Origin of the sequence: Acinetobacter sp. TUM15064 (assembly GCF_008980265.1) — a bacterium.
Taxonomy (GTDB): domain Bacteria; phylum Pseudomonadota; class Gammaproteobacteria; order Pseudomonadales; family Moraxellaceae; genus Acinetobacter.
In genome coordinates this window covers 13043-27049 of the sequence record NZ_BKFU01000050.1, presented here as the reverse complement: position 1 = coordinate 27049, position 14007 = coordinate 13043, and the positions used below count along the sequence as shown (strand labels likewise).

The following is a 14007-nucleotide window of genomic DNA, read 5'->3' as shown; positions in this document are numbered from 1 at the left end:
GTTCTTTATATACAGTTGAGATCTCATCGAAGGATGCAGATTTGAATTCAAAAAATTATTCCAAAATTTTAAAGGGGAGGGAGTTATATAGTTTGTATAAAGGGAAGGCTTTTTATGGTACGGATGGTGACCTCCCTACTGCAAATTTTCTTCAGTTGAATAGAATAGTAGTTAAAATACAAGAGCAAAAAATTATTATTAATTCAGATCAATTGGAAAACTATTTTTTCCAAAAGATGGGCTTAGTAGTAAGAATGAACTTGCTGATTTTCAGATTTATGAGAAAAATAATGATTTATACATAATCAACGCATTAAGTAGTGGTGGGGCTGCTCAATATAATATTGCATTACATATTAAAGATGGGAAGTTGGTGAAAAATAGAGTATGGAAGACAGAATTGTAAAAATTAGCTTAACTACAGTAGACTCTTACTGTAGTTAAGCATTAAAAATCACCCTTCCAAAACTTCTTCCAGCAACTCCTCACTCGGTGCAAAATAATAAGCACCGTCAACAGGAGTCACAAAATGAAGCATGCGGTCATGAATTCCATCACCGCTGGTGCCAAACATACGCAATAACATCGCATCAATAATGCTTAAATCTTTCGTATAGGCAATAAAAAATAAACCTTGCTCACCTTTACCATCGCCATAAGGAAGAGAGTGACGTAGGATTTCCATTTCCTCGCCCTCATCATCTTCAACCACGACACGTGCAACGTGAGAATTTTCAGGTTTAACGTCATCATCTAGTTCAATACTTTCAAGTTTTGTTCGGCCAAAAACTTGCTCTTGAGCATCAACTTTTAATTTTTTCCACTTTTCCAAATCATGGCAATAGCGCTGTGCAAAGATAAAAGAGCCATCTGCGAATACTCCGGAATTTTCACCTAATAATGCTGTTTCAGCACGATCATCGGGGAACTGCGGGTTTTCAGTACCATCAATAAACCCAGTCAAATCTCGACCATCAAAATTGCGGAAACAGACTCGTTCATCTAAAACATCCACTTTATCTTGGATGCCTTCAAAGAACGATTGGCTAAGGGAAAAACAAATATCGGTACGCTGAGCCGCAATATGAATTAAAACATCCGCAGGTGCGACAGGCATATTAAAAGAACCATAAATGGGCTCTAGCTGTTTAAACCCTGCAGGCGCTGTAGGATGAAGTTGTGCCCAAAGTTCAGGGCCAAAAGCAACCGCTGTTTTAATTTGAGCATGTGGATGTTGAGTAATAAGACGATCACGGGTTGAAAATAAATCTTCTAATTTTTCTTTAAGTTCTTCAATACTTAAATCTTTTAAACGTAAAACAATAAAACGGGCATGATCTGAAGGTAATGGTAGAATTACAGATTGGGCGGTCATTCATGGCTCCTAAAAAAATTGTTATTTCTATTGGCTACACTTATTGTGCCTTATGCTGTTTCAGCTTCATAGCCTTTAAGTGAAAAATTCATTGATGAATTATGGGCCCCTGAAAGCATGAAAGATCATATAATTGAACAGTCATTTTCTCTCAATATCTTTTATGTCATTTCAAATTTGGCTTGGTTTCGTACTTGCATGTTGGATCATTAGTATCTCCCCTGGGGCAGGGGCCATTGCGTCAATGTCGAGTGGTGTCAACTACGGTTTTCGGCATGGCTACTGGAATGCACTGGGTTTACAACTCGCCTTGTTGGTACAAATCGGTATTGTGGCGGCTGGGGTTGGGGTGCTTTTTGCCACAACGCCTTGGGCATTTTGGGCTGTGAAATGGTTTGGTGTGGCTTATTTATTGTATTTGGCTTATTTACAATGGACGGCACCCATCCAGTCGATTGACATTCAACAAGAACAATCGACTAAATCACGTTCCAAATTGGTGATGTATGGCTTTCTGGTCAATATGAGCAATCCGAAAGCAATCGTATTTTTATTGGCTGTTCTACCGCAATTTTTGGATTTGTCTAAACCGCAGTGGTCTCAATATGCGGTGATGGCTGTCACGATGGTCACGATTGATTTGATTGTGATGGCGGGATATACAGGGCTGGCAGCAAAAGTTTTAAAACTCTTAAAATCCCCGCGACAGCAAAAATATCTCAATCGTACTTTTGCCGTGTTGTTCAGTTGTGCGGCGGGAGTGCTTAGTTTAGTTCATCAGTAAATTTAGTCTGCGTCAGTTCTGCTAAAAACTGTTGTTCAGTAACCACATGTATACCGTGCTGACGAAATAGGGCGGCAGTGACGCCTTCACCCGCAATTTTTTGCCCTGTAAATGAACCATCATAAATGCCATTGCTACCACAGGATGGGCTATTGGCTTTGAGCACGGCATGGGTAACATGGTTGGCTTGTGCCAATGCTAAAGCTTGGTAGGCACCTTGAATAAAGGCATCGCTAAGCGGATAGCCATCTTCGGAAAAAACTTGTGCCTGACCGAATAAAACATCAGCACCTGACCCATGGCGAATTTCTGCTGCGGGACGTGGGGTGGGAAGTCCTGCACTGACTTCAGGACATAAGCTGACATAATTTTTATCGAGTAAGGCTTGAGCTAATTGAGAGACTAGGCAGTCTTTGCCGTCATAACGGACTTTTTGTCCGAGTAGACATGCGCTGATAAAATAACGTTTATGGCTCATTTATTTAAGTCAGTTTTTTAAACTTCTGCGCGATAAAAATCAGCGCAAACAGAATCGACATGGTTAAGACGATGCTAAGCCCTGTGGAAGTGTTTAGCCCTGCACTGGACCATAAACCAACCGTTACCCCAATTTGCGCAATCACAAAGGCCCAAATCACCATTTGTTTTGGAGAGTGGGCAAGCAGTCGAGCGGTGAGTGCTGGAATGACAAGCAAGGCACCCATCAGTAAAGAACCCACTGCACGAAGCGCTAAAATGGTAAATAGAGCCAGTAGCAACATAAAAATCAAACGTTGCCATTTCGCACTAACACCTTCACTGACAGCCATATCAGGATCAATAGCGATTTGAATTTGAGCCTGCCAACTTTTATAAAGCACTACCAAAGCAACAACAATAACGCTTGCAAAAACAGGGAGGTCAGCCCATGTAATCGTGAGCAAATCACCAAACAAATAGCTGAGCAACTCAGGTCTTAAACTTGGAATGTGTTGAATAAACATTAGGCCTGAGCAGAGCAAGGTCGCAGAACAGAGTGCGAGTAAGGCGTCATTCGGTAAACGTGGATCATGCAACACCCAAAGAATCGCCACCAACAGCACCGCAATAAAAGCTACACCCATCCACAGGGGTAACGCTATTGCTCCTGCAATTGCGACACCCAATAGTGTGCCATGTGCCATGGTGTCGGCAAAGAAAGACATACGACGCCATAGCATCAAACAGCCCAGTGGAGCTGTGAGGAAGACCAATAAGGTTCCCATAATCCATGCAGGCAATAGTATTTGTAACCATTCCATCATGATTTAAGCTTCCGGTTCAGGGTGAATGTGGGGGCGAGTGTCATGCTGACAAGGCGTTGCACTATCACCATGTGCACAGTGATCATGATGATGCTGATAGAGCACGCGGTTGGTGCCAAATATTGCTTGGTATTCGGGGTGCTGTTGCACATTTTCAGGTAAACCGCTACAGCAGATGTGTTTATTGAGACACACCACACGATGTGTCCCTTGCATCACCCACTGCAAGTCATGGGAAACCATAAGCACAGCACAACCGTATTTGACGGGCAGACTGCGTACATAATCATATAATTCAGCTTCAGACTGGATATCTAAGCCTTGCATGGGTTCATCGAGAACTAAAATATCGGGTTGGCGTAACAGCGCGCGCGCCAGCAAAACCCGTTGTCGTTCCCCACCTGAAAGCTGCTGTACTTTGGAATTTTCAAGTTTGCTGATCCCCGTATCGTGGATGATTTCTTGTTTGATTGTGGGATCACATTTTTCCAAAGCTAAGAGGTCTTTCACCCTAAGCGGTAGGCTATGTGAAGGATTAAATTTTTGTGGCACATAGGAAAATTTCAGGGACTTTGTCGTTTTAATTTCACCAGCATTAGGGCGCACAATGCCCAATAGTACTTTAATGAGCGTGGATTTCCCCGCCCCATTGGGGCCGATCAAGGTCACAATTTCTTGCTCATGCAAAGAAAAATCGACATGTTTTAGAATGTCGCGTTCATCAATGCGAACACTAATCTGGGAGAGTTCGACCAGAACGGGATCCGAGTTTATTTGTTGCGGCACTGCTGACAAATTCCTGAAATTTCAATAATACTATGCTGCGCGGTGAAACCATCTGCTGCTGAAAGGGCGTCGAGTTGTTGTAATAACCCTTGAGCAGAGGCTTCCGTCACTGACTTGCAATCGGTACAAATAAGAAAGGCCGCTTGATGTCCCTCGCGTGGATGACAGCATGGAATATAGGCATTAATTGAGGTTAAACGGTGAATCAGGCCTTTTTCTAATAGAAAGTCTAAAGTGCGATACACTGTTGGTGGGGCAGCAGGACGGTCAGCATTACTTTTAATTTTAGCCAGCAAGTCATACGCCCCCATTGGGCCTGTTGCATTGAGGATCAGTGCCAACACTTCTTTTCTTAGCGGGGTTAAGCGTGCCCCTGTTGTTGTGCACAAGACTTCTGCTTCCGCCAAACGCGTCTCAACGTTGTGATGACCATGCACATCATGTAAAGCATGGTGGTGTTCGTGAGAACAAGCGCTCATAGCAAACCTCAAGTGCAAAATCTATAAAAGAAAAACGACATTAAATCTTAGCATGAAGCGAAGAGAGTTTCGATTGGGCATAGGTATTTTTGTTGATTTGTTATATTATAACACTAATTATCTTTCTAGTGATTGCTCCCCATGTCCCGTTTTTTGGCTTTTTGTGCGTTTGCGCTGTTTAGTAGTGTTGCTTGGACGCAAGACTTGGTTGTCTCTACGCAGCCCATTTACTTGATCGCACAGGAAGTGACGAAAGGCATTGAAAAACCAACCTTATTATTGGCAAATCAATCTGGACATGATGTCAGTCTGACCCCAATGCATCGCAAAATTATTCAAGATGCAGATCTGGTGATTTGGTTGGGTAAAGAACATGAGGCACCTTTAGATAAGCTGTTGTCACAGAATGAAAAAGCTATTTCTATCTTACACTCGGGCATTATTCATGCATTACCTCAGCGAAATACCCGTGGCATAGCACTCAAAGATACTGTTGATACTCATGTCTGGCTAGATCCCAATAATGCAGTTCGCATAGCTTTCTTTATTGCAAGTCTTCGCTCGCAGCAAATGCCTGAATATAAAGACCGTTATTGGAATAATGCTAAAGTCTTTGCGCAGAGCATGTTGCAAACCTCCAATATATATAGTCAAAGTACCCAAGCTCGCCCATATTGGTCTTTTCATGATGCTTATCAATACCTCGAGCGTCCTTTAAACTTGCGTTTTGCAGGTGCGCTAACCGATGATCCACATGTTGCACCTACTGTTGCGCAAATCAAATACTTAAATGACAACCGTCCTTATTCTAAGATGTGCCTTTTGGCTGAAGTGCATGCCAGTCAAGCACAATATCAAAAGTTGAACCCATTGGTTTTCCAAGCGGTCGATGAAAGTATGACTGGGGCAGGGGATTTTGTCAGTACGTGGAAGCAATTAGCTGATCATGTGCATAAATGTGTGCTAAATACCCGAAAGTGACGCAAAAATTAAACAATAATTGATTAGTTTAAAAGCAATTTAAACATAGAAAAAAACTCGACTTAGGTCGGGAAAAGATTGCATGTTCAGGGGTGTAACCCTATAATGCCTGCGATTAAAAATAATCATCAGCTAAACTTGTCAAGCATGATTGTTGTGAGTGAGTAAAAAATGAGCCGAACTAGTCGCTTGATTGACCGACGATTAGCGAAAGCTTTAGTCCTCTTACAAGCATGTATGATTCCTGTTTCAGCCTTGATCGGTTGGGTCTTGAAAGATTCAACTGCAGCCCTGAGTGCAGCATTAGGTGCGCTCGTGTGTTGGCTTGCGACTTGTTATTTTTCATGGCAGGCGTTTCGAGCAGCAGGAGCTCGCGCTTCTAAACAGGTTCTTGCGAACATGTATAAAGGCATGATGGGTAAGTTTGCAATTGTGATTGTTGGTTTCATTTTAATTTTAAGCAATGTCAAACCGTTGTCAGCGGTGGCGTTGTTTTGTGGTTTTATGCTCGTTCAAACCATGACGTGGGTTGCTCCATTTTGGGTGTCGCGTCAACAAAAACGAGTTTAATAAGCACTACAAAAAATTGAAAAGTTTTTTAGGAGAAGAACGAGATGTCAAGCAGCACGCGATGTTCGTTCTCTCTATTTGTATTTGACATTGACCAGGTGTGATTTATGGCTGCTGAAGAACATGCCCTTACTTCGACCGAGTATATCAAGCATCACTTGACGAATATGACCTATGGCAAAATGCCAGATGGTTCATGGAAGTTGGCTGAAACTGCTGATGAAGCTCAACAGATGGGGTTCACTGCTATTCACTTGGATTCAATGGGTTGGTCTATCACGCTTGGTGTGATTTTCTGTTTGTTATTCTGGTGTGTAGCGAAAGCTGCAAACTCTGGTGTTCCAACCAAGTTCCAGTCTGCAATTGAAATGATCATTGAGTTTGTAGACTCAAGTGTTCGCGACACTTTCCATGGCAAATCACGCTTAATTGCTCCACTTGCATTGACTATTTTCGTGTGGATTTTCCTCATGAACGCAATGGACTTAATCCCTGTTGACTGGATTCCATTCATAGCTCAACAAATTGGTGCAAGTGTATTTGGTATGGATCCTCATCACGTTTACTTTAAGGTTGTACCTTCTACAGATCCAAACATTACCTTAGGTATGTCTTTATCTGTATTTGTTCTGATCTTGTTCTACAGTATTCGTGAAAAGGGGATTGGTGGTTTCGTTGGCGAATTGGCACTTAACCCATTTAATCCAAGTAACCCAGTTGCAAAAGCGTTATTAATTCCAGTGAACTTAATTCTTGAATTGGTAACCTTCCTTGCACGTCCAGTTTCATTGGCTCTACGACTTTTCGGTAACATGTATGCAGGTGAGTTAATCTTCATCTTGATCGCATTATTACCGTTCTGGATCCAATGGGCGTTGTCTGTGCCTTGGGCGATCTTCCACATTCTTGTTATTACGCTACAAGCATTTATTTTCATGATGCTGACTATCGTATACTTGAGCATGGCAAGCGAAAAGCATTAATGGTAATGCCCAACTATCACTGGATGGTTGGGCGCATAATTTTTTATTTTAATTTGGTATAAACCTAACCTCTGAGGAATTATCATGGAACTCACTTTAGGTCTAGTTGCAATTGCATCTGCTATCTTGATCGCTTTTGGTGCTTTAGGTACTGCGATTGGTTTTGGTCTTTTAGGCGGTCGCTTCCTTGAAGCTGTTGCTCGTCAACCAGAATTGGCTCCACAACTTCAAACTCGTATGTTCTTAATCGCAGGTCTTCTTGATGCTGTGCCTATGATCGGTGTTGGTATTGGCTTGTTCTTCATCTTTGCTAATCCATTTGTAGGTTAATCAGCTTAATTCCTAAATTAAACTATTGAGGAATAGCAATGAATATCAACCTCACATTGATTGGCCAAGCGATTGCATTTGCGATTTTCGTCGCATTCTGCATGAAATTTGTATGGCCACCACTAATCAATGCGATTAGTGAGCGTCAGCGTAAAATCGCTGATGGCTTAAACGCTGCTGAAAAAGCAAAAGCTGACCTTGCGGATGCGCAAGCTCAAGTGAAAGCTGAATTAGACGCGGCTAAAGCACAAGCGGCTCAATTGATCGAACAAGCGAACCGTCGCGGTGCACAATTGGTAGAAGAAGCTCGTAATCAAGCGTCAGCTGAAGGTGAGCGTATTCGTCAACAAGCAAAAGAAGCTGTTGATACAGAAATCAATTCTGCTCGTGAAGAATTACGTCAACAAGTTGCTGATCTTGCAGTAACAGGTGCTGAGAAAATTCTTAGCCAAAGAGTTGACGCAGAAGCTCACAATGCCATGCTGACTCAGCTGGCTGCTAAACTTTAAGAGAGGCGGATTATGGCTGAACTCTTGACGTTGGCACGCCCTTACGCTAAAGCAGCATTTGCTTACGCTTCTGAGCAAAATGCAACTGACAATTGGTCATCTGCATTGAATTTGCTCAGTGCTGCGGTGCAAGACGAAGCATTTTCAGCTTTCCTAACTCGCCCTGAGCTTACTCCTGCTGAGCAGGTAAGTCTTTTTGCAAAAGTATTAGGCGAAGACCAAACTGCAGCAGTGTCAAACTTTTTGACATTGCTTGCTGAAAACAACCGTTTGGCGCTTCTTCCTGAAATTTCTGCAGAATACGAGCAGCTCAAATCACAGAATAACAATACTGTGGATGTAGTGATTGAATCTGCATTCCCATTGACTTCTGTACAAGAACAATTACTGACTCATGCTTTAGAGAAAAAATTCGAAGCTGCGGTAAATGTAACTGTAGAAGTTAAACCAGAGCTTATTGCTGGTGTTGTTATTCGTGCAGGCGACCAAGTGATAGATGATTCTGCACTTAACAAGCTAGAAAAAATGCGGACTCGTCTTCTTGCTTAATTGCATAAGAAGACTGAACTTTAAAAAGATTGAGGTATAGCGCAATGCAACAACTGAATCCATCCGAGATCAGTGCGCTCATTAAACAGCGTATCGGCGATCTGGACACCAGCGCGACCGCTAAGAACGAAGGAACCATTGTTATGGTTTCCGACGGTATTGTGCGTATTCACGGCCTTGCTGATGCAATGTACGGTGAAATGATCGAATTCGACGGCGGCTTATACGGTATGGCACTGAACCTAGAACAGGATTCAGTGGGCGTCGTTGTTTTAGGTAACTACTTAAGCCTTCAAGAAGGTCAAAAAGCTCGTTGCACAGGTCGTGTATTAGAAGTTCCGGTTGGTCCAGAACTTTTAGGCCGTGTAGTAGATGCTTTGGGTAACCCAATTGATGGTAAAGGCCCAATTGATGCAAAATTAACTGATGCAGTAGAAAAAGTTGCACCAGGCGTAATCTGGCGTCAATCAGTGGATGAACCTGTACAAACTGGTTATAAATCAGTAGATACAATGATTCCAGTTGGCCGTGGTCAGCGTGAGTTGATCATTGGTGACCGTCAAACTGGTAAAACAGCAATGGCGATCGATGCGATCATCGCACAGAAAAACTCTGGCATTAAATGTGTATACGTAGCTGTTGGTCAAAAACAATCAACAATTGCTAACGTGGTACGTAAGCTAGAAGAAACTGGCGCTATGGCGTATACAACTGTTGTAGCAGCAGCGGCAGCGGATCCAGCAGCAATGCTTTTCCTTGCTCCGTACTCTGGCTGTACAATGGGTGAATACTTCCGTGACCGTGGTGAAGACGCATTGATCATTTATGATGATTTGTCTAAGCAAGCTGTTGCTTACCGTCAAATTTCATTGTTATTACGTCGTCCACCAGGTCGTGAAGCGTATCCAGGTGATGTATTCTATCTTCACTCTCGTCTACTTGAGCGTGCTTCTCGCGTTTCAGCTGACTATGTTGAGAAATTCACGAATGGTGAAGTTAAAGGCCAAACTGGCTCATTAACTGCATTACCAATCATTGAAACTCAAGCGGGTGACGTATCTGCATTCGTACCAACGAACGTAATTTCGATCACTGATGGTCAGATCTTCCTTGAAACATCATTATTCAACGCAGGTATTCGTCCTGCTGTGAACGCGGGTATTTCTGTATCTCGTGTTGGTGGTTCAGCGCAGACTAAAGTTATCAAGAAATTGTCTGGTGGTATCCGTACTGCACTTGCACAGTATCGTGAACTTGCAGCGTTTGCTCAGTTCGCTTCTGATCTTGACGAAGCAACGCGTAAACAGCTTGAACACGGTCAACGTGTAACTGAGCTTATGAAGCAAAAACAATATGCTCCATACTCAATTGCTGACCAAGCTGTTTCAGTTTATGCATCTAACGAAGGCTATATGGCTGACGTAGAAGTGAAGAAAATCGTAGACTTTGATGCTGCGTTAATTTCTTACTTCCGTTCAGAGCACGCTGCGTTAATGCAAAAAATTGACCAGACTGGTGCTTGGGACAAAGATATCGAAGCTGAATTCAAAGCTGGTATTGAAAAGTTCAAAGCGACTCAAACTTACTAATTTAGCAACTTGCTAATTAGTGTTGGTTTGGTTCACGGAATCAACCTTCGAGGGCTCGAAAGGGCCTTCGAATACTAGGTTAAGCGTATGGCAAATTTAAAAGAAATTCGCGCCAAAGTAGCTAGTATCAAAAGCACGCAGAAGATTACTCGCGCGATGCAGATGGTAGCAGCTTCTAAGATGCGTCGTGCGCAAGAGCGCATGGCTCAAGGCCGTCCGTATGCCGAAAATATGCACCGTGTAATTGCTCATTTGGTTCAAGCGAACCCTGAATATAAACACCGTTATATGGTTGAACGCCCAGTTAAGCGCGTTGGCTATATCATTGTGTCTTCAGATCGCGGCCTTGCTGGTGGTTTGAACATTAACTTGTTCAAAAAAGTGGTTAAACACGTACAACAGCAACAAGAGCAGTCAATTGAAGTTCAATTTGCTTTGATTGGTCAAAAAGCGGTTTCGTTTTTTAAAAACTACGGCGGTAAAGTGCTGGGTGCTACGACAAATGTCGGTGATACACCAAGCCTTGAACAGTTATCTGGTTCTGTACAGGTGATGTTAGACGCATTTGATAAAGGCGAGTTAGATCGTATTTATCTTGTGTCAAACGGCTTTGTCAATGCCATGACTCAAAATCAAAAAATCGAACAACTTGTTCCTTTAGCAACTGCTGAAGAAAACAAGACCCTTAACCGTCAATACGGTTGGGATTATATCTATGAGCCTGAAGCTGAAGAGCTTTTAAATGGCTTATTGGTTCGTTATATCGAGTCTGTGGTATATCAAGGCGTGATCGAAAACATCGCGTGTGAGCAGTCAGCTCGTATGGTTGCAATGAAAGCTGCAACGGACAACGCAGGTGATTTGATCAAGAGCCTACAACTTATTTATAACAAGCTGCGTCAAGCCGCGATTACTCAGGAAATTTCTGAGATCGTTGGTGGTGCCGCTGCCGTTTAACATTATTTTGAATTGAGGAGACAGCAATGAGTAGCGGTCGTATCATTCAGATCATCGGCGCGGTTATCGACGTCGAGTTTGAACGTAACAGCGTTCCTAAGATCTATGACGCTCTCCACGTTGATGGCACTGAAACTACATTAGAAGTTCAGCAACAACTTGGTGATGGCGTAGTTCGTACTATTGCAATGGGTTCTACTGAAGGCCTTAAGCGTGGTTTGAACGTAACGAATACTAACGCTCCAATCTCTGTACCAGTAGGTACAGCGACTTTGGGTCGTATCATGGACGTTCTTGGTCGCCCAATCGACGAAGCTGGTCCAGTTGCGACTGAAGCGCGTTTGCCGATTCACCGTCAAGCACCTTCTTATGCTGAACAAGCAGCTTCTACTGACCTTTTAGAAACTGGTATTAAAGTCATCGACTTACTATGCCCGTTTGCTAAAGGTGGTAAAGTTGGTCTGTTCGGTGGTGCCGGTGTTGGTAAAACTGTAAACATGATGGAGTTGATCAACAACATCGCGAAAGCGCACTCAGGTTTATCTGTGTTCGCTGGTGTTGGTGAGCGTACTCGTGAAGGTAACGACTTCTATCACGAGATGAAAGACTCAAACGTTCTTGACAAAGTAGCAATGGTTTACGGTCAGATGAACGAGCCACCAGGTAACCGTTTACGCGTAGCGTTGACTGGTTTGACTATGGCTGAGTACTTCCGTGACGAGAAAGACGAAAACGGCAAAGGCCGTGACGTACTATTGTTCGTAGACAACATCTACCGTTATACACTAGCAGGTACTGAAGTATCAGCACTTCTAGGTCGTATGCCATCTGCAGTAGGTTATCAACCAACACTTGCAGAAGAGATGGGTGTTCTTCAAGAACGTATTACATCGACTAAGTCTGGTTCGATTACGTCAATCCAAGCGGTATACGTACCTGCCGATGACTTAACAGATCCATCGCCTGCAACGACATTTGCTCACTTAGACGCAACTGTTGTATTGAGCCGTGACATCGCATCTTCTGGTATTTACCCAGCGATCGATCCACTGGATTCAACTTCACGTCAGTTAGATCCACTAGTTGTGGGTGCTGAGCATTACGAGATCGCTCGTTCAGTTCAAAACGTTCTTCAACGTTATAAAGAATTGAAAGACATCATCGCGATTCTTGGTATGGACGAACTTGCAGAAGAAGATAAGTTGACTGTTTACCGTGCGCGTAAAATCCAACGTTTCTTCTCTCAACCGTTCCACGTAGCTGAAGTGTTTACTGGTGCTCCTGGTAAACTTGTACCGCTTAAAGAAACGATTCGTGGCTTTAAAGGTCTTTTAGCTGGTGAATACGATCACATCCCAGAACAAGCGTTCTACATGGTTGGTGGTATTGACGAAGTAATTGCTAAAGCTGAGAAACTTTAATTAGTTACCTAATTTAGGAGATTCTCATGGCGACTATGCAGTGTGATGTTGTAAGTGTTCAAGAGTCTTTGTACTCTGGCACTGTAACGATGCTAATTGCTAAAGGTGCTGGTGGTGAGTTGGGTATTATGCCTGGTCACGCACCACTAGTAACTTTACTCAAGCCGGGCGCAATCCGCGTTCTACTTGAAAATGGTACAGAAGAGTTAATCTATGTATCTGGTGGTGTACTCGAAGTTCAACCGCATGTTGTGACGGTTCTTGCAGATACTGCAGTCCGTGCAGAAAACTTAGATGAAGCAGCAATTATTGAAGCGCGTAAACACGCTGAACAATTGCTTGCAAATCAAAAGAGCGACTTGGACTCTGCTGCCGCTTTGGCTGCTCTTGCAGAAACTGCTGCTCAGTTGGAAACCATCCGCAAAATCAAGAACCGTGCTCAGTAAGAGACGGTTTGAGATTAAAAAGGCCACCCGAAAGGGTGGTTTTTTTATGTCGAAAAAATTTAGTATAAATGGCGTTAATTCGAAAAGTGTGAAAATTTATGTTCAATGTTTCTGGCATTAGCATTGATCAACTTGCCGAGAGTGAGTTGGATGTTTTAAAAGTATCAAATGCATATTGTGATGCTGTGATGAGTTATCAAGGAGCACAAGTACTCGAATTTTATTCCAAAGTGAAACAACAGCCTTTGCTTTGGCTCTCTGAACTAAATTCTTATCAGGCAGGGACAGCCATTCGAGGAGGGATTCCTTTATGTTTTCCGTGGTTTAGTGCCCACTCACAACATGCCGATTTTCCTGCACACGGCTTTGCACGGAACCTGAAATGGAAACTTGTCAATGTTATTGAGAGTGAAGCAGGGCATGAAATTATTTTTGAATTGAGGGATTCAAATGTAACGCGCAGATATTGGGATGTTGCATTTAAGTTGAGTATGCATATTTATTGTGGTGAAAAATTGCAACTCATGATGCAACTGAGCAATTTAGATACAGTGGATATAGAATTTAGCTTTGCATGGCATAGCTATTTTCCTGCCAAAACAGAAATTGCTAAAATTTCGGGATTAGACAATACAACTTATATTGATCAATTGAATAACAATAAAGTTCAGAATCAATTTGAGCAACAGATTGAGTTTAAATCAGAATTAGATCGCATTTATCCTCTAACAAGGGGGCAGTTTGTTTTAGAACAAGACACGCAGCACCAGATTTTTATTCGTAGTACTGCAAAAAGTGCAATTATCTGGAATCCTTGGATAGATAAATCGAGGCGTATTCTTGATATTCGAGATGATGCTTGGCAAGATTTCGTTTGTATTGAGTGCGGGCAAATTGCATCAGAGAAAGTATTTTTAAAAGTGGGAGAAATGATCCAATTTGAACTATGTATAGAGTAAATGGGA

The 14007-nt window shown here is 42.6% G+C and carries 17 protein-coding genes and 1 pseudogene; 13 read left to right on the top strand and 5 right to left on the bottom strand.

Annotated elements, in window-relative coordinates; translation table 11 throughout:
* A pseudogene (locus GBI16_RS13740) lies at window positions 1-305 on the top strand (SH3 domain-containing protein); the annotation flags it as partial.
* A gap of 149 nt (window positions 306-454) precedes the next feature.
* Here GBI16_RS13740 and GBI16_RS13735 read toward each other — a convergent pair.
* A complete protein-coding gene (locus GBI16_RS13735) occupies window positions 455-1375 on the bottom strand; it encodes a Dyp-type peroxidase (protein ID WP_086210820.1) in 921 nt (306 codons plus the stop codon).
* Between the two features lie 163 nt (window positions 1376-1538).
* Here GBI16_RS13735 and GBI16_RS13730 point away from each other — a divergent pair, with 163 nt between their 5' ends.
* Entirely contained in the window at window positions 1539-2159 is a 621-nt protein-coding gene (locus GBI16_RS13730; RefSeq protein ID WP_151707261.1) for a LysE family transporter, read from the top strand.
* On the opposite strand, the gene GBI16_RS13725 is transcribed toward GBI16_RS13730, so the two are convergent.
* From GBI16_RS13725 to GBI16_RS13710, 4 genes are read right to left on the bottom strand one after another with little or no spacing between them, the layout of a single operon-like run.
* Window positions 2140-2637 carry a DUF523 domain-containing protein gene (locus GBI16_RS13725; protein ID WP_086210818.1) on the bottom strand — a complete coding sequence of 166 codons (498 nt, stop codon included), beginning with the start codon at window positions 2635-2637 and terminating at the stop codon, window positions 2140-2142. The genes GBI16_RS13730 and GBI16_RS13725 overlap by 20 nt on opposite strands.
* A 4-nt stretch (window positions 2638-2641) precedes the next feature.
* The gene (gene znuB / locus GBI16_RS13720) at window positions 2642-3442 is read right to left on the bottom strand and encodes a zinc ABC transporter permease subunit ZnuB (RefSeq protein WP_086210817.1); all 801 of its coding nucleotides are present in this window, start codon (window positions 3440-3442) and stop codon (window positions 2642-2644) included.
* A gap of 3 nt (window positions 3443-3445) precedes the next feature.
* Window positions 3446-4228, bottom strand: a complete 783-nt coding sequence (gene znuC / locus GBI16_RS13715; protein WP_151707260.1) for a zinc ABC transporter ATP-binding protein ZnuC — start codon at window positions 4226-4228, stop codon at window positions 3446-3448.
* Entirely contained in the window at window positions 4213-4707 is a 495-nt protein-coding gene (locus GBI16_RS13710; RefSeq protein WP_086210815.1) for a transcriptional repressor, read from the bottom strand. The genes znuC and GBI16_RS13710 overlap by 16 nt, the downstream gene beginning before the upstream one ends.
* A 141-nt stretch (window positions 4708-4848) precedes the next feature.
* On the opposite strand from GBI16_RS13710, the gene GBI16_RS13705 reads away from it, so the two are divergent.
* From GBI16_RS13705 to GBI16_RS13655, 11 genes are all read left to right on the top strand, one after another.
* A complete protein-coding gene (locus tag GBI16_RS13705) occupies window positions 4849-5688 on the top strand; it encodes a metal ABC transporter solute-binding protein, Zn/Mn family (protein WP_151707259.1) in 840 nt (279 codons plus the stop codon).
* Window positions 5689-5859: 171 nt separating this feature from the next.
* A complete protein-coding gene (locus GBI16_RS13700) occupies window positions 5860-6258 on the top strand; it encodes an ATP synthase subunit I (protein WP_151707258.1) in 399 nt (132 codons plus the stop codon).
* Between the two features lie 107 nt (window positions 6259-6365).
* Window positions 6366-7241 (top strand): F0F1 ATP synthase subunit A, encoded by an 876-nt coding sequence (gene atpB, locus GBI16_RS13695; protein ID WP_086210812.1) that lies wholly within the window; start codon window positions 6366-6368, stop codon window positions 7239-7241.
* 84 nt (window positions 7242-7325) lie between these two features.
* Window positions 7326-7571, top strand: a complete 246-nt coding sequence (gene atpE, locus GBI16_RS13690) for a F0F1 ATP synthase subunit C (protein WP_000424060.1) — start codon at window positions 7326-7328, stop codon at window positions 7569-7571.
* 38 nt (window positions 7572-7609) lie between these two features.
* A complete protein-coding gene (locus GBI16_RS13685) occupies window positions 7610-8080 on the top strand; it encodes a F0F1 ATP synthase subunit B (RefSeq protein WP_086210811.1) in 471 nt (156 codons plus the stop codon).
* Between the two features lie 12 nt (window positions 8081-8092).
* On the top strand, window positions 8093-8629 hold the full coding sequence (locus GBI16_RS13680) for a F0F1 ATP synthase subunit delta (protein WP_086210810.1): 537 nt from the start codon (window positions 8093-8095) through the stop codon (window positions 8627-8629).
* A gap of 44 nt (window positions 8630-8673) precedes the next feature.
* A complete protein-coding gene (atpA, locus tag GBI16_RS13675; RefSeq protein ID WP_086210809.1) occupies window positions 8674-10218 on the top strand; it encodes a F0F1 ATP synthase subunit alpha in 1545 nt (514 codons plus the stop codon).
* An 87-nt stretch (window positions 10219-10305) separates the two neighbouring features.
* A complete protein-coding gene (gene atpG / locus GBI16_RS13670) occupies window positions 10306-11175 on the top strand; it encodes a F0F1 ATP synthase subunit gamma (RefSeq protein WP_004984038.1) in 870 nt (289 codons plus the stop codon).
* Window positions 11176-11201: 26 nt separating this feature from the next.
* Window positions 11202-12596 carry a F0F1 ATP synthase subunit beta gene (gene atpD / locus GBI16_RS13665; RefSeq protein ID WP_004684425.1) on the top strand — a complete coding sequence of 465 codons (1395 nt, stop codon included), beginning with the start codon at window positions 11202-11204 and terminating at the stop codon, window positions 12594-12596.
* A 26-nt stretch (window positions 12597-12622) separates the two neighbouring features.
* Window positions 12623-13042, top strand: a complete 420-nt coding sequence (locus GBI16_RS13660; RefSeq protein WP_086210808.1) for a F0F1 ATP synthase subunit epsilon — start codon at window positions 12623-12625, stop codon at window positions 13040-13042.
* A 98-nt stretch (window positions 13043-13140) separates the two neighbouring features.
* Window positions 13141-14001, top strand: coding sequence for a D-hexose-6-phosphate mutarotase (locus GBI16_RS13655; RefSeq protein ID WP_119065010.1), 861 nt, complete (start codon window positions 13141-13143; stop codon window positions 13999-14001).
* Window positions 14002-14007: the final 6 nt, after the last annotated feature.